The 15,974-nt window shown below is 46.3% G+C and carries 11 protein-coding genes; 4 read left to right on the top strand and 7 right to left on the bottom strand.

Annotated features, from left to right (window positions below):
- The first annotated feature begins 10 nt into the window (after positions 1 to 10).
- On the top strand, positions 11 to 1,300 hold the full coding sequence (locus BMZ72_RS13110; protein ID WP_089808960.1) for a flexirubin biosynthesis putative acyl-CoA ligase FlxY: 1,290 nt from the start codon (positions 11 to 13) through the stop codon (positions 1,298 to 1,300).
- Here BMZ72_RS13110 and BMZ72_RS13105 read toward each other — a convergent pair whose 3' ends face one another.
- Entirely contained in the window at positions 1,301 to 1,786 is a 486-nt protein-coding gene (locus BMZ72_RS13105; protein WP_089808958.1) for a DUF6702 family protein, read from the bottom strand.
- 70 nt (positions 1,787 to 1,856) lie between these two features.
- Here BMZ72_RS13105 and BMZ72_RS13100 point away from each other — a divergent pair, with 70 nt between their 5' ends.
- Together BMZ72_RS13100 and BMZ72_RS13095 are read left to right on the top strand one after the other, a co-directional pair.
- On the top strand, positions 1,857 to 2,447 hold the full coding sequence (locus BMZ72_RS13100; protein ID WP_089808955.1) for a HupE/UreJ family protein: 591 nt from the start codon (positions 1,857 to 1,859) through the stop codon (positions 2,445 to 2,447).
- A gap of 43 nt (positions 2,448 to 2,490) precedes the next feature.
- Positions 2,491 to 4,818: a M1 family metallopeptidase gene (locus BMZ72_RS13095; RefSeq protein ID WP_089808952.1), complete on the top strand. Its 2,328-nt coding sequence runs from the start codon at positions 2,491 to 2,493 to the stop codon at positions 4,816 to 4,818.
- Between the two features lie 87 nt (positions 4,819 to 4,905).
- On the opposite strand, the gene BMZ72_RS13090 is transcribed toward BMZ72_RS13095, so the two are convergent.
- Complete coding sequence (locus BMZ72_RS13090) at positions 4,906 to 5,103, bottom strand: type II toxin-antitoxin system antitoxin (RefSeq protein WP_089808950.1); 198 nt, start codon at positions 5,101 to 5,103, stop codon at positions 4,906 to 4,908.
- A gap of 17 nt (positions 5,104 to 5,120) precedes the next feature.
- Positions 5,121 to 5,996, bottom strand: a complete 876-nt coding sequence (locus BMZ72_RS13085) for an SPFH domain-containing protein (protein WP_089808948.1) — start codon at positions 5,994 to 5,996, stop codon at positions 5,121 to 5,123.
- Between the two features lie 125 nt (positions 5,997 to 6,121).
- Between BMZ72_RS13085 and BMZ72_RS13080 the strand changes: the two genes are divergently transcribed.
- Entirely contained in the window at positions 6,122 to 6,931 is an 810-nt protein-coding gene (locus BMZ72_RS13080) for an alpha/beta hydrolase (RefSeq protein WP_089808946.1), read from the top strand.
- A gap of 244 nt (positions 6,932 to 7,175) precedes the next feature.
- Here BMZ72_RS13080 and BMZ72_RS13075 read toward each other — a convergent pair whose 3' ends face one another.
- The 4 genes from BMZ72_RS13075 to BMZ72_RS13060 form a co-directional block, all read right to left on the bottom strand.
- The gene (locus tag BMZ72_RS13075; protein ID WP_089808944.1) at positions 7,176 to 9,086 is read right to left on the bottom strand and encodes a choice-of-anchor X domain-containing protein; all 1,911 of its coding nucleotides are present in this window, start codon (positions 9,084 to 9,086) and stop codon (positions 7,176 to 7,178) included.
- 239 nt (positions 9,087 to 9,325) lie between these two features.
- Positions 9,326 to 10,912, bottom strand: a complete 1,587-nt coding sequence (locus tag BMZ72_RS13070) for a SusD/RagB family nutrient-binding outer membrane lipoprotein (protein WP_089808941.1) — start codon at positions 10,910 to 10,912, stop codon at positions 9,326 to 9,328.
- Between the two features lie 11 nt (positions 10,913 to 10,923).
- Positions 10,924 to 14,043 carry a SusC/RagA family TonB-linked outer membrane protein gene (locus BMZ72_RS13065; protein WP_177222779.1) on the bottom strand — a complete coding sequence of 1,040 codons (3,120 nt, stop codon included), beginning with the start codon at positions 14,041 to 14,043 and terminating at the stop codon, positions 10,924 to 10,926.
- Between the two features lie 333 nt (positions 14,044 to 14,376).
- Positions 14,377 to 15,969, bottom strand: coding sequence for a SusD/RagB family nutrient-binding outer membrane lipoprotein (locus BMZ72_RS13060; protein WP_089808937.1), 1,593 nt, complete (start codon positions 15,967 to 15,969; stop codon positions 14,377 to 14,379).
- Positions 15,970 to 15,974 lie beyond the last annotated feature (5 nt).

The following is a 15,974-nucleotide window of genomic DNA, read 5'->3' as shown; positions in this document are numbered from 1 at the left end:
ACCGACAACCATGTACATACCCGACATTGAACTGCAATCTACCGCAGCCATCAGGAAATACCAGGAAACAGAAGTATTGCGCCTGCTGGGCTATCTGCGTCAGTTTTCTCCTTTCTACAGAGAATGGTTTGCGCAGCATGGTATACAACCTTCCACCGTTAAATCGCTGAATGATCTCTGGCTGATACCACCCGTTACAAAAGAACAGCTGCAACAGCAGAACTGGGAGTTCCTTTGTGTGGATAAAAGCAGGATCGCTGAATATACAACCACCTCAGGCACTTTAGGTAATCCTGTGATCATTGCATTGACACAGAAGGACCAGGAGCGGCTGAGCTATAATGAATACATTTCCTTCTGCTGTGCCGGTGGTACAGAAAACGATATTTACCAGCTGATGCTGACGCTGGATCGTCAGTTTATGGCCGGTATGGCATATTACAATGGTATCCGTAAACTGGGCGCCGGCGTACTGCGCGTAGGGCCGGGCGTGCCTTCCCTGCAATGGGAGAATATCAGCAGGATACAGCCGACCACCATTGTGGCGGTACCGTCTTTCATCGTAAAGCTGATTGCTTTTGCGAAGGAACATAATATCGATATCAACGCTTCATCTGTGAAAAGTGCGGTGTGTATAGGGGAGAATATCCGTAATGTGGATTTCTCGCTGAATGTGCTGGGAAAGAAGATCACAGAACAATGGGATATTAAGCTGTATTCGACCTATGCCTCTACTGAGATGCAGACGGCCTTTACAGAATGTAATGCAGGTCAGGGTGGACACCACCATCCGGAGTTGCTGTATGTAGAATTACTGGATGATAACAATCAGCCGGTAGGACCTAATCAGGACGGGGAAGTGACCATTACAACCCTTGGCGTGGAAGGGATGCCGCTGCTGCGTTATAAAACAGGGGATATCTGCCGTTATTTTGAGGAACCTTGTTCCTGCGGCAGACATACCATGCGTTTGTCACCGGTGATCGGTCGTCGTAAGCAGATGATCAAATACAAGGGAACAACCTTGTATCCGCCTGCTTTGTTCGATCTTTTGAACGACATGGAGGAAGTGAAAGAGTTTGTAGTAGAGGTATTCTCTAACGAAATAGGCACAGACGAGATCCTGCTGCACCTCTGGCCGGTGGCGGAAACCGAGGATATAGACAGGAAGATCCGTTCGTATTTACAGGCAAAACTGCGTGTAATACCACAGGTACGTTATTGCTCACAGGCAGATGTTATGAAGATGCAATTTCCTGAAGGCAGCAGGAAACCTATCAAGTTCATCGACAGACGATAATCAGAAGGCGAAGTCGGCATCCGCTTTCGGATTGTCCAGTTTTGTACTTTTTCTGATCCCGTTCAGGATGACATGGATCATGTTGATCTGGTTAGGATGCTCGTCATAGAGCACATTATTCCTGACATGAGCGGTTTTGAAGGGAGGGATCTTTTCGGCAGAAAGGAAGCACCAGGCGGCCTCTTCCTCGATTTTGTAGCCGAGATATTGCAGGCGGACTGGTTTGCCATCAGTGGTTATGAACAGGTGTTTACGCAGGTAGCCGGCAATCAGGCTGTCAGTAGCGGCTTTGTTGGCCGGATGAATGATATCCAGCGGGGTTTTAGACTGTTTTCTGAGGGTATTTTCCAGGTCATCTGCAAAGATGCGGCAACTGATTTCCAGCTCATTACCGGATTTGTTGTGCGTAATTTCTGTAACACTTACGTAAAATGGATGGAATACCATCCAGGCCGAAACCAACCATTTATATAATAATACCCCCACTTGCCTAAAAAATTTTAAATATTAAGATGCGCTTTGTATAATTACTAAAACTAGCAACAAATATAGGGTAATGAATGAGTTTGTGATGTACTTTCAGATGGGGTGGCAGCATATTGTGGATTGGGAGGGCATGGACCATATACTGTTTATTGCCGCCCTGTGTGCTATTTACCTGCTGGAAGACTGGAGAAAAGTGCTGGTGCTGGTTACAGCTTTTACAATAGGGCACTCTATTACCCTGGCATTGAGCGTGACGAATGTGGTACATATCAGTAGTAAACTGATAGAATTCCTGATACCTGTCACTATATTTATAACCGCATTTTCCAATATCATCAGGAAGCAGACTGTACCGGTAAAACTGCAGATCAATTACTTTTTTGCAGGCTTTTTCGGTTTGATCCATGGAATGGGTTTTTCAGGATACCTTAAAAGTTTACTGGGAACACAGACAAACATTGTTAAACCCCTGCTGGCATTTAATCTCGGATTGGAATTTGGTCAGATACTGATCGTTACAGGTGTTTTACTACTGGCAGGTATTATTGTCAATATTACCCGGGTAAAGCGAAGGGACTGGAATATGTTCCTCTCTTCTGCTATTTTTGGGATCGCTTTTATGATGGCCGCTGAGCGGTTTAAAGAATTAATGGTTAAGTAAGCAGTATCAACCAAGCTGCGACCTTTGAAATATAGATTTGTTTATGAGAAAAAAATCCTTCAGACTGGCGCTTGCCCTGGGCTTTATGACGGCCGTGGCGCAGGCGCAGAATCCTGGCTCTAATCATGGTAACCGCTTTGAACAGCTGGGTACGATGATCGCAGATCCAAACATGTACCGTTCTGCTTCCGGCGCACCCGGACCAAAATACTGGCAGCAACGGGCAGACTACGACATTACCGCTACCCTGGATGATGAGCAGCAAAAGCTCACCGGCGCGGAAACCGTTACCTACTTTAACAATTCTCCCGATCCGCTGACCTACATCTGGTTACAGCTCGATGAGAATGAGCATGACCTGAAAAGCGACAACAACAGCTTTGACGGCAGTACCATGTCAGAAAGAATGAGCATGCGTACGGTAAATGGTTTGCTCGGTAATCCTGGTAGTAAGGCTTTCGGTGTGAACATCGTAAAGGTGACCGACGAAAGTGGTAAGGCATTGCCTTATACCATTAATCAGACCATGATGCGTATCGATCTGCCACAAACCCTGCAACCGGGCCAGAAGCTCCGTTTTAAGGTAGAATGGTGGTACAATATCTCTGACCGTATGGTACAGGGTGGTCGTGGTGGTTATGAATACTTCCCGGAAGATAAAAACTACCTGTACACTATTACACAGTGGTACCCTCGTCTGGCAGTATATTCTGACTTCCAGGGATGGCAGAACAAGCAGTTCACCGGTCGTGGTGAATTTGCCCTGACCTTCGGTAACTTCCATGTAAGCATGAACGTACCGGCTGATCACGTAGTAGGTGCTACCGGTGAGTGTCAGAACTATAAGGAAGTACTGACTGGCGCACAATACCAGCGCTGGCAGCAGGCACAGACAGCTAAACAGCCGATTGAGGTAGTAACGCTGGATGAAGCGAATAAAGCACTGGCAGGTCATTCCAATGGTCGTAAGACATGGGTATATGAGGCTGACAACGTACGCGACTTCGCCCTGGTATCTTCCCGCCGCCTGGTATGGGATGCGATGGCGACCAACGTGGAAGGCAAAAAAGTAATGGCGATGTCTTACTATGGTCCTGAAGCGTATCCACTGTACAACCGCTATTCTACGAAAGTAGTGGCGCACACTGTAAAGACTTATTCCAAACATACTATTCCATATCCTTATCCTGTAGCGATCTCCGTAGAAGCTGCAAATGGTATGGAATATCCGATGATCTGTTTCAACTACGGTCGTGCAGAGAAAGACGGTACTTACTCTGAAGCTACCAAAAACGGCATGATCGGGGTGATCATCCACGAAGTGGGTCACAACTTCTTCCCGATGATCGTGAACTCTGACGAGCGTCAGTGGACATGGATGGACGAAGGTCTGAACACTTTCTGCCAGTTCCTGACAGAACAGGAGTGGGATAACAACTTCCCTTCCAACCGTGGTCCTGCTTACAAGATCACTGACTACATGAAGATGCCGAAAGATCAGCTGGAGCCTATCATGACAAACTCTGAAGATATCTCTCAGTTCGGTCCGAATGCATATGCTAAACCAGCTACAGCGCTGAACATCCTGCGTGAAACTGTAATGGGGAGAGACCTGTTTGATTTCGCTTTCCGTGAGTATGCACGCAGATGGGCATTCAAACATCCGACACCTGCTGATTTCTTCCGTACAATGGAAGATGCATCTGCGGTTGACCTGGATTGGTTCTGGCGTGGCTGGTTCTTTGGTACTGAACCAGTTGACATCTCTCTTGATAGCGTGAAATGGTATCGTCTTGACACCAAAGATCCACAGATCAGCAAAGCGGAAGCAAAAGCAAAATATGACCGCGCAGCCGATCATATCTCCCGTGCACGTAACAAGGCAGCAGGTATGACTTTCGAAGTGGATAAGGATACCAGTCTGCAGGATTTCTATGTAAAATGGAACCGTTTCGAAGTAACTCCTGAAGATAAATCAGCTTACGATGCATTTACTGCCGGACTGACACCTGAAGAGAAACGTTTGTATGAAAGCAAGAAGAATTTCTACGAACTGTCTTTCTCTAACGTAGGTGGACTGGTAATGCCACTGATCATCGAGTGGACATTTGCAGATGGTACAAAGGAAACAGACCGTATTTCTGCTTATATCTGGCGTAAAAACGAAAACAGTGTAACGAAAGTTTTCGCAAAAGATAAAGAAGTGGTAAGCGTTAAACTGGATCCATTGCGTGAGACAGCTGATATCGACGAGGCTAACAATAGCTGGCCACGTGCAGCGGCTCCATCCCGTTTTGAGCTGTTCCGCCAGTCACAGGGCATACGTGGTGCATCCACAGGTGGCAACCCTATGCAGAAAGCGAGGAAATAGTAAATGAAGGATTTACCTCACTGTATATAAAGAAGGCCTGATCTGTAACAGATCAGGCCTTCCTGTTTTAAATGATGTTGCGGCAGCTTATGCCTGATCATTCTTTTTAGGCTTTTCCGACTTTTCGGCTCCTTTTTTAACCGTACGTCCTGCGTCTTTCAGCGCACGGTGTATGATCCACTCCAGCTGACCATTGATACTTCTGAACTCATCCGCAGCCCATTTCTCAATTGCTTCATACGTTTGGGTATCAATCCGTAATACAAATGTTTTCTTATCCGCCATACCCGTTATTTACCTGGTTATTGATGGAGGGTGCCTGTGTTGACAACAGGTGTTACTTTTGATTCGCCGCAAAGTACTACCAGCAGGTTGGATACCATAGCAGCTTTACGCTCCTCATCCAAAACTACGATTTCCTTTTGTGATAATCTGTCGAGCGCCAGTTCAACCATACCTACAGCACCTTCCACTATCTTGGTACGTGCAGCTACGATAGCCGTTGCCTGCTGCCGTTGGAGCATTGCGCCAGCGATTTCAGGGGCATAAGCAAGGTGACTGATACGTGCTTCCATTACCGTGATACCGGCGGGGCTCAGTCGTTCATTTAGCTCTTTTTCCAGCATCTCATTTACTTTATCACCACCACCACGCAGGGTGATGTCTTCATCCGTTTCGGTGTCTTCCATTCTGTCGTAAGAGTAGCTTACTGCCAGGTGACGTACAGCCGCTTCACTCTGTACATTCACATATTGCAGATAGTTATCCACCTCAAATGAGGCTTTATAGGTATCAGTGACGCGCCATACGGTTACGGCAGCAATTTCAATGGGGTTACCCAGCTTGTCATTCACTTTCAGCTGCTGACCATTGTGGTTGTGCGCTCTCAGGGAAAGATGTGCTGTTTTGTAGAAGGGATTTACCCACATTAATCCGTTTTCTTTTACGGTGCCGATATACTTACCAAAGAAGGTCAGTACGCGTGAGTGGTTGGGGTTCACTATAATAATACCTTTTACAGTGAAGATGAACGCGATAAAAAAGACGATTCCCAGCAATGTCAAAATGCCTGTCCCTGTCTGGGTTCCTGCAAAAAACAAGTAGGCAGCTGCAAGAAAGCTGATAATGCCAAGAAGGATGGCCAGATAGCCGGAGACGGGTTTAACGATCTTTTCCATAATAGTATAGTTTTGATATCGAAATGATATCAAAACTAATCAAAAAGAATTGAACAGCCAAAAGAGAGTTTTCCGGAATTTGCAGGCATCGTCTAAAGGCATTATTTTAAGGCAAAATTCACGATATGAAGTATGTATTAGGCGTTATGTTGTTATTGCTTGGCTTTACGGGCGCAAAGGCGGCCCAGGTGGATACAATAGCGATCTATAGCAAGGCAATGCACAAAAGTCTGAAATGTGTGGTGGTCACACCTGATAGTTACAAAGACGAACACGAGCGTTATCCGGTCGTATATATCCTTCATGGGTACAGTGGTAATTACGCAGACTATGTCAAAAAGATCCCGGGTCTTGCGGCTGTTGCCGACACGTATCAGCTGATAATGGTCTTCCCGGATGGTGGCTTCAGTAGCTGGTACCTGGATAGTCCGCTGGATAGCAGTGTACGTTTTGAGACATATGTGGGTAAAGAGATCCCTTCTTTTATCGATCAGCATTATCGCACGAAAACTGACCGTCAGCATCGCGCTATTACCGGACTGAGTATGGGTGGCCATGGTGCATTATATCTCGCTATCCGTCACCAGGAAACTTTTGGTGCGGCTGGTAGTATGAGTGGTGGGGTAGATTTCCGTCCTTTCCCCAATAACTGGGATATCGCAAAAAGACTGGGGACTTTAAAAGATAATACTACTAACTGGGATAAAAACGTAGTGGTCAATCAGCTTGCTGATCTGAAGAATGATTCATTGTCACTGATCATCGATTGTGGTGTAAAGGACTTTTTTATAGATGTGAATCGTCAGCTGCATCAACGCTTGCTGGAACTGGGAATATCACATGATTATATTGAAAGACCAGGAGCGCACGCCTGGGACTACTGGAGTAATTCTATCATGTACCAGCTGATGTATTTCCATCGTTATTTCAAATAAATATTCACAATTTATATGAGCTGATCAGCAGGTATATGTTTGCCTGGGGATGGCTTATGTATAGTTAGACTATACTTATCTTCCGTTAGTGCTACGTAGAAAAGGGAGCACTAAGAGAGGATAAGTATAGTCTGATTATATCAGGAAGAAGTGACAGCTACAAAATTAGCGTCATTGCATGTTGAAAGATTGCAGTTGATATAATATCATTTATCCTGTGTAATGAACAATGCAAAATGAAACATCAGTGTGTGAAGTTCAGCGGCTTGAATGTCAATACCCTGATAATACTCTCCAACCTCGATTTACCACAACCTGTTTTTACCAGCTGTTCAAGGTCTTCCGCTCTTCTCGCCAGGTCATTGAAGGTCCATTTGATGGGAGCACCGGTAGGTCTGCCGGCCGGATCGGTCACGCGGAATAAATCATCCACCTGTGCCGGATCGCCGGTCAGGAAAGCAGCCAGCGTAGGTTTAACACCAAATGGCTGTGGTGCTATCTGCAGGAAGGCAGCATGAGAAACCCCGGCAGGATCATTGATCAGGTTACCCACGGCCGTATTGGCTTCTCCACCATGACAACCGCTACAGGTATTCACAGAAAGAATATGTCTTACCGTATCATTGCTAATGTGGGAAGCGCCGGCGGCAGTCGCAGCATCCCAGAAATGCCCGGGCGTCAGCGTATGTGCTTTACCCCCCAGGAAGTTAGTTCCTACTTCAATATCCTGAATTGCGTATGTCTGGTCAAGAATAGCAGGTTCATTGCCATTGGCATAGGTTGCCAGCAATAACTGATTGGCCGGAGTAGCCCCTGCGATCCTGTTGAATTTCAGATTGGGCTCCTGTTTAACCGTTACTTCGTCAAATACCCCTTTTTTACTGATCACAAACTCTCTCAGCTCCCAGGGATTACCTATTGCCAGTTCATTCGTTCTAAGCTGATTTAGGCTGCTTCCGTTTGGTTTGGATGGACTGGTGCCTGCTGTGGTAAACTGGTCTGTAATCGCCTGTAAAGCGTTATTATAGGTAGCCGAACCAGGTACCAGGTTCTTGAGGTTATACCACTGCTGTGCAAAGTCCACTAATTCCTTACAATTGTTCTTCGGGATGCCATATTCCAGGATGGTGGTAAAACGAAGCGGATTACAGTTGGTATTCAGTACGCCGAATACGAAACGGCCTTCTCCGGCATTACTTACCGTATACCCGCTGTTACCACGCAGGTCGAGACGGTTTACGATGGCCAGCAAACGGAAAGGCGCCAGGGTAGGATCGATATTGAATGTTTTCCAGTTGCTGATCGTCACCGTAGCACCGGGATTACTTTTCTGTACCCAGGGGAGGATCACTGTATTGAACATATTGGTACGGGCATTCACCACATCCGCATTGATCGTTTGTGTGGCCATCCATTTCTCCAGCCAGGACTGAATAAATGCCGTTACGCTGATACCGGTAACCGGTGTATTGGCCATCTGGGTGATCAGGTGACCGAATGTCCATACACCTTTGGGATTGCCCTTTTTGGTACAGGGATTGAATGTCCGGGTAGGGTCTTCTATCACCCCCAGGTCCGTGATCATGAGGGAGCGTTCTCTCAGTTCCGGATCCGGGATCAGCCTGAATATGTCCGGATCGAGTGTAGCACCTCTGTCAAAATCCAGGCTTTTCACCGGACTTTCCCTCACGATATTATCGATCAGTGTTGCAGAACGGCCGGACCATCTGAAGAGGTGTTCCCGTTTGTTCAGCTTTTCCAGATTGGCATTCTGAATGGCAATCAGGTCTTCTTTGAAACGGTTGAGGTCTTCATTGACCGCAATGGAGAAAATACCGTCTTCTGCCTTCTCATCTCCATCCACACCATCGTCACGGAGACTCAGGGTTTCATCACCCACAAGAAAGGAAAGCGTGTTGTCTCTTACGGTTCCGCGGGGAAAGGTCGCCGTGAGTAATACGTTGTTGCCATTCACGGGTTCTTTCAGGGTTTTTACCTGGATGTTGCTGGCAATGGGAGGGGTGCGTTCAAACTCCGGTATGACTGCAGCAGCTGTTGCAACATTCTTTGCAGGTGTTTTCTTTTTACTGTCTTCACATGCGTGAAGAAAAATTGAGGCCAGCAGTATACCTGCCGGTAATAATCGGTTTGACATGAATTGTCTGTTTTTGGGGTGTAAAAAATATAGTGTTACATGAATAAAAATGTTGTGGATATCCTCATCGGTAAGGTGTGTTGCAGGGGGCGTATATGACAGAATGCTGCTGTAAAGATAATGTGGGGTATATGTAGTTGCACCGCAGTATTTGCCAAAAAGGAAAAGCCGGACCTCGATAGGTCCGGCTTGTTATTGCTGCTTTTTTTATAGCGGTATAGATGGCTATACGAGAATTGTTACTGCTTATCCCACCAAACCGGGGTGGTCAAAGCATTTGTGCCTTGTCTTGTAATGGCTTCCTGGTAATGAGTAGGGTTAGAGGCTAACTCTGTAGAAGGATACAGCATTCTGCGTGGTATCTTTCCACCGGTGGCATTGCCAACATAGTTGACCTGGGTCAGCTGCGGATAGCCGCTTCTGCGCCAGTTGGACCATGATTCATACCAGTCGAGCAGACAAGCTGCCCAATATTGTGTATTGATCTGATTGTAACCGTCAGCGTCAACATATGGATGAGCTGCCAGATAAGTTTGAATAGCTTCACTGCTGATGGTAGCGGTGGAACTGTATTGTGCCAGTTGTTCCATCGCTGCTTTTACGCCATTGTTATAATGGGTAGCTGCATTGGTACCAACATTCCAGCCTCTCTTTGCAGCTTCTGCCAGTAAGAGTTCTGTCTGTGCATAAGTTACCAGGAAAGATGGACCGTTCAGTTTCAGCAATACATTTTTGTTCAGTACTGAATATTTCTTCAGGTCACCCGGATAACCTGGCGCTTTGGAAATATCGGTAGGGCTGCTGGAACCATTGGTGTCATACCCGTTAGGCATGCCCAGCTGGTCAGCCGGTACTTCACTGTTGCTGGCAGGTACTACCGCAATATATTGCAGACGTGGATCGCTGTTGTTTTTCAGGAAGTCCATAAATGTTTTGCTGATGCTGGCTTCACCTGGCGTATTGATCGCATTCCATTCTCCGGAGAGGATGTTGCTTACCCTGTTGACAGTAGTTCGGCCGCCGGTTGCATCGTGCAGGATGTAGGCATTCTCTGCGTTAGAGGAGATCAGACCACCTGCATATGCTTTTTCTGCCCAGCTCTTTGCCAGTGCTTCGTCTCTTTTGGTCAAACGCATAGACAGACGGAGCATCAGGGAATAAGCCAGTTTCTTCCAGTTGGTTACGATCTGCGTAGCGTTCTGGGCACCGCCTTTGTTGTAGATCAGGTCACCCTGGCCCGGAACCTGTTTGGTAGCATCCAGCGCCTTGGCTGCTTCGTCCAGTTCTTTCAGCATGTCCAGGTAGATATCCTGCTGTGCATCATATTTTGGATCGAAGATGCGGTCGCTGTAACCTTTACCAGCTTCGGAGTAAGGAATATCTCCGTAGATATCGGTCAGGCGATGGAAGATCAGCACTTTTGTGATACGGGCGATGTTGTACAGATTCGTCTGGAAAGGATTGTCTTTTGTTACCCTTACCACATCTGTAATATATTTCACCTGATCAGGATAAGCGCGTTCAAAGTATGCACTGGCCCAGCCATCGTTCTGCAGGTATTTGTCGCCTGCATACCAGGTAGCATTGGACAGTTGCTGCATCATCATCGAACAATAGATGATGTTCACACGCCAGGTATCATAACTATAGTCGCTGTTACCCGTGAATTCCAGCACTGCGCGGGAGAAGTTGTATTCAGGTACACCGCTTTCTTCGCCGGATTTGTTCTTGTCAGTGTTGATATCTTCAAAGTCCTTCGTACAGGCAGTCGTCAGTAGTAAAGCTGGCAGACCGAGTACAAGTAATAATTTATGCAGAGATTTCATTATTCCAGATTTTAGAATTTAACATTCAGGTTCACACCGATTGAACGGGTAGTAGGCAGACCTGCATATTCCAGACCCTGTGCGTTGCTGTTGCTGTAGTTGGATTCAGGATCGATGTTAGGCGTAGATTTCTTGATGTAGAAAAGGTTACGTCCTACCAGTGAGATGCTGATGCCATTCAGTTTTTCGTGCAGCGCTGCTCTGGAAAAGTCATATGTCAGTGCCAGTGAGCGGAATTTGATGAAGTCTGATTTATATACCTGCAATGCAGAGATGCTGGACAGTCTTGCGTAGTAGTCGTCAGCCACAATAGTTGTTGTTTTTGCGTCGCCGGCTTCAGTTACACCAGTTACGACAACACCACCTTCACGTCCTGCCAGTGTTTCTTTGTGCAGACCATAGCTGTAAGCGTTGGCATTGGTACCGGAGTAGATCTTACCACCTGATTTGAAATCGATCAGGAAGCTCAGGTGGAACTTGCCATAAGACAGTTCGTTGCTCCAGCCGCCGGTGTAAGGGGCTACGCCTGAACCTGCAGCAATGAGCGCATCTGTACGCTGAGGTACGCCTGATGCATCTACGATCAATTCGCCTTTCGCATTACGTTTGAAGTCGTATACCATGATCTGTGAATAAGGCAGTCCTACTACGTGGTTGATGAAACCATCTTCTGTACGGGATTCACCACCTTCTACCAGCATAGATGCCTGACCTTCTGCCAGCTGTATTACTTTGTTTTTGTTGTGGGCAAAGTTGAATGTAGTGGTCCATGAGAAGTTAGCTGTTTTCACAGGAGTACCACCGATCATTGCTTCAATACCTTTGTTTTCCAGTTTACCTACGTTCACCAGTGCACTGGTGTAGCCGGATCCGGAAGATACTGTAGCCGTTACGATATCATTAGAAGCCTGTTTGTTATACCAGCTGAAATCTCCGAATAAACGATTGTCGAAGAGTTTCAGTTCAGCACCTACTTCGATCTCTTTTACCTTGAGTGGTTTCAGTTCCTTGTTAGGGATTTTGTTGTCGATGTCACCCAGTGGTACGCCATTGACAGTATTTCCCAGTGTGCTGTAGTACAGTGCAGTTTTATATTCATCCGCATCACCGCCTACCTGTGCATAACCTGCTCTGATCTTACCGAAGCTGAGCCAGTTGGTTTTGATGTTTTCAGAGAAAACGTATGAACCGCTCACAGATGGGTAGTTGTAGGAATTGTTTTTCTTAGGCAGCGTGCTACTCCAGTCGTTACGGTCAGTAACGGTCAGATATAATGTGCTGGCCCAGGATAATTCCAGTGATCCGTATACGGACTGTACCTGTTTATTGTATTGTATAATAGTGCTGTTCTTGGTAGCAGCAGTGGCTGGGTTGTAAACAAATGGGAAAGCGAAGTTGGATGCAGTTACATCATTTACCTTATCTACCTTCTTTAACAGGTTAGCGCCGGCAGTGAAGCTCAGGTTTAACTTGCTGGTGATTTCTTTGTTGATACCGAGTAACGCGTCCACATTTGTTTCATTGAACTGACGGTTACGCTCCAGGTCCAGGCTGCCCGCAGGGCGGTAAGCAGTACCGGTAGGCGTGATCGAAGTAGCATTGAAACCAAAGTAGTCATTCGCTACACGTGCCTGTACAAATAACCATGGTAAAGGGGTATAACGCAGACTGGTGACGCCGATCACACGGTCTTTCTTTGTATTGTTCCGGAAGCGATTAGCTGCAAAGAAAGGGTTTGTGCTGAAAAGATCGCTGCTGTAAACCTGTTCTCTGAACTGTCCGTCATAACCTGGATCCAGGTAGCTGGCCGCTACGTTGGCAGGCAGGAAAGCGATACCATAGTTACCGTTACCAGGAGCATCACTCAGGTTAGAACGGTTGTTGGTGATTTCCTTTGCGTAAATAACATTGGTCTGTCCGCTGAATTTATCAGATAACTTATAATTGACATCAATGTTTACGTTATCGCGGATATACTCTGTATTTGGATATACGCCCTTGCTGCGAAGGTCGCCCAATGCTACGCGGTAAGTGGTCTTATCACTACCGCCTGCGATGGATAACGTGTTGCTGTAAGTAGCGCCTGTTTTATAGAAGTCTTTAATATGGTTACCCTGTTTGGAGTAAGGATGTGCTTTACCATCAAATAATGTAGTGGAAGAGCCATCCAGTTTGCTACCCCAGCTGGACAAGCCACTGTTCAGTGCTGACTGCTGATCGGTAGGTTTTGCGCCTTTGATACCCTGACCATATACGTCCTGGAAATCAAAGAAGTCATTTACTTTTTCAACGGTGACGTTACTGTTCAGTTCAACGCGCATCTGACCTGCCTTACCTGATTTGGTAGTGATCAGGATAACGCCGTTTACACCACGCTGACCGTACAATGCAGATGCTGCTGCACCTTTCAGGATGGTCATGTCTTCGATATCATCCGGGTTGATGCTGGAGATACCATCACCAAGGTCAGTACCACCCCATTTACCGGCAGAACCGAGGTTGGCGTTGTTCATAGGAACACCGTTTACAACATACAGCGGCTGGTTGTTACCACTCAGAGAAGAGTTACCTCTGATCGTTACGCGGGAAGAACCGCCCGGACCCGTAGCAGGAGGAGCACTGTTCACACCAGCGACACGGCCTACCAGTGCATTGGCTACGCTGATCTCCCTTGCTTTGGTCATATCAGCGCCCTGTACTTTTGATACGGCATAACCATTGCTGCGGGCTTCTTTACGTATACCCAGTGCTGTTACTACAACTTCATTAATGTTAGCAACATCTTCAAGCAGGGTTACATCAATGGAAGATTGTTCACCGGCCGGCACTTCCTGGGTTAAATAGCCGATGAATCTGAATACGAGAATGTCAGTAGGGGATTTAACAGAGATAACAAATTTTCCGTCCGGACCGGTAGCAGTACCTACTGCGCCGTTTTTTACCAGAACGTTGACACCTGGGATGGGATTGCCGTTTTTGTCCCTAACGACACCCCTTACCTGCTTCTGCTGCCTCATGCTGGAGAGGGGCATAGGAGCTGCGTATGAGGTCTGGATGCCTTCTGTAAGCATCAGACCGAGCATTACTCCTGCAGTAACGCATGCTTTGTTAAAGCGTAGTTTACTTCTCATAGATACTCCTTTTGGTTGAAATGTTTGAACCCTTTTTTTTGACATAGTACGGGCGTCTGGATGCGGGGATGCATCCATGCATTCTTTTTTCCAGAAGCCATCTATACTATTTCTGTGATACGTGTTTCCTTTGGTTGATGAACGGCATAACAATGCATACCAGTGTGGTTTCCACACATGTGAATGTTGCGATTCGTCTTAGTTGATATTAATAGTTACATGTTCATTACGTGATACGCGGCCTTGTCCCTTTGTGTCTCAACAAGTAATACCGTGCGCATAAAAAGGTGTCGTGCGGAAATTAAAATGGTACCATGCGAAGTGAAAAAAAAATTATTCTTTGTCCCACCACAATCTGGTGCCGCCGTTATCTTCTCCTTTAAGCTTGCTGACAGCGCGTTTTACGCCCGCAGGATTAGTAGCGTATTCAAATTGTATAAAAGGAATGCGGCGGATAAAATGGGTAGAGGAGATCTTTCCACCGCTGTTATTAACGACCACCGGAAAAAGTTTTGGATAACCGGTACGCCGGAATTCAGACCAGGCTTCCTGTCCGTCGGGAAACACAGCGATCCACTTCTGTGTAATAATGCGCTCTAACTTTTCATGTACAGGCGCATTGTGTACCCATTTGATCGTGCGTTTACTCAGATAAGAACTGCCTGCCGGAATATTATTGAGGTTATTATGAGGGTCACTATAAGCTTTAGCGGTGAGGGTATCATCATTTATATAACTGTTATAGCGGCTAACGGGAATATTATATTGTCTGAAGGAAGTGTAGATGCCTTTTTCATAATTCTCTTTTGCATCGCCGGCGCCTTTCCATGAATAGAGTGCCGCTTCCGCCAGCAGGAACCAGGCTTCCGCTGCTGTGCAAAGCTGTATACGCGAAGGTTGCCAGGCCAGTTTGGAGAATCCTGCATACACATCTTTACTGGTGATCGTAATGCCGTTGCGTATGCCCTGGTAAATAGAATCTTTTGTATCTGAAGGCACAAAATAATAAGGCAGTCTCGGATCGTGATAACCACATAGAAGAGACTCCATAGGCGCACCCATTCTGATATCATTCCAGGAATTACAGATAACGTTCAAAGGATGTGTGACAGGGGCTATATTAATATTGAAATTTTCATCGGAAGTACTAAGTAAACCATAGGTCTGGTTGATGGCTGCTTCCCCTTCTTTTCTGGCCCTTGATGGATCTACATTGGAAATACGTAATGCCAGGCGCAGGCGTAAAGTGTTCGCCAGTTTTATCCATTTGACATAATCACCGTTGTAGGAAAGATCAAACTTTTTAAACCGGTTGTCAGTGGCGGAGGGGACATACAATGTCAATGCCGTAACTGCTGAGTCCAGGTCTTTAAAGAAAGCATCATACGCCTGCTCCTGCGAATCGTAATCAATGCTTCTGTCTCCGTTGATAATGGCGTAGTGGGTATATATAACAGGACCATATATATCGCTGAGTCTGTGCATGGCCAGTACACGGATGATCTGTGCCCAGGCATAGAAGTCCGGATATTTACCTCTGCATTTATCCATTACAAAGCGGCAGTTGGGCATGACATTACCATATGCAGTCAGCCAGGCGTCATCATTCCAGTTATCCAGCAGATCGTAGGTAATATTGTTACGGTTGTCCTGAAAGGGGCTGGGCGTCATCATATATCCGGAGAAAATATCTCCCATCAGGTTCTGCTGTAATTGCAGCACAGATACATCGTTGCTGACATAGATATTCAGCATGGACTGTACCAATGGGTCGCCAATCAGTTTAAAGTCTCCCTGCAGTTCATCATCATAAACATCATAGGGGTTGGTGTTGATACTTTCAAAGTTGCGTGTACAGGCAACCTGTAATATCAACATCAGTAGCAGCATAGTGATTGCTCCAATGACAGATCTTCCTTTATTCATTCATA

It is taken from the genome of Chitinophaga sp. YR627 (genome assembly GCF_900114995.1).
Taxonomy (GTDB): Bacteria; Bacteroidota; Bacteroidia; order Chitinophagales; family Chitinophagaceae; genus Chitinophaga.
Note: the sequence above shows the minus strand (reverse complement) of the source record. Positions and strands in the feature narration are given on the sequence as shown.

What these genes read in the sequence shown, in the direction of transcription:
- BMZ72_RS13110 (WP_089808960.1), top strand. Translation starts at nt 11, where the DNA reads ATGTACATACCCGACATTGAACTGCAATCTACCGCAGCCATCAGGAAA.
- BMZ72_RS13100 (WP_089808955.1), top strand. Translation starts at nt 1,857, where the DNA reads ATGAATGAGTTTGTGATGTACTTTCAGATGGGGTGGCAGCATATTGTG.
- BMZ72_RS13095 (WP_089808952.1), top strand. Translation starts at nt 2,491, where the DNA reads ATGAGAAAAAAATCCTTCAGACTGGCGCTTGCCCTGGGCTTTATGACG.
- BMZ72_RS13090 (WP_089808950.1), bottom strand. Translation starts at nt 5,103, where the DNA reads ATGGCGGATAAGAAAACATTTGTATTACGGATTGATACCCAAACGTAT.
- BMZ72_RS13085 (WP_089808948.1), bottom strand. Translation starts at nt 5,996, where the DNA reads ATGGAAAAGATCGTTAAACCCGTCTCCGGCTATCTGGCCATCCTTCTT.
- BMZ72_RS13080 (WP_089808946.1), top strand. Translation starts at nt 6,122, where the DNA reads ATGAAGTATGTATTAGGCGTTATGTTGTTATTGCTTGGCTTTACGGGC.
- BMZ72_RS13075 (WP_089808944.1), bottom strand. Translation starts at nt 9,086, where the DNA reads ATGTCAAACCGATTATTACCGGCAGGTATACTGCTGGCCTCAATTTTT.
- BMZ72_RS13070 (WP_089808941.1), bottom strand. Translation starts at nt 10,912, where the DNA reads ATGAAATCTCTGCATAAATTATTACTTGTACTCGGTCTGCCAGCTTTA.
- BMZ72_RS13065 (WP_177222779.1), bottom strand. Translation starts at nt 14,043, where the DNA reads ATGAGAAGTAAACTACGCTTTAACAAAGCATGCGTTACTGCAGGAGTA.
- BMZ72_RS13060 (WP_089808937.1), bottom strand. Translation starts at nt 15,969, where the DNA reads ATGAATAAAGGAAGATCTGTCATTGGAGCAATCACTATGCTGCTACTG.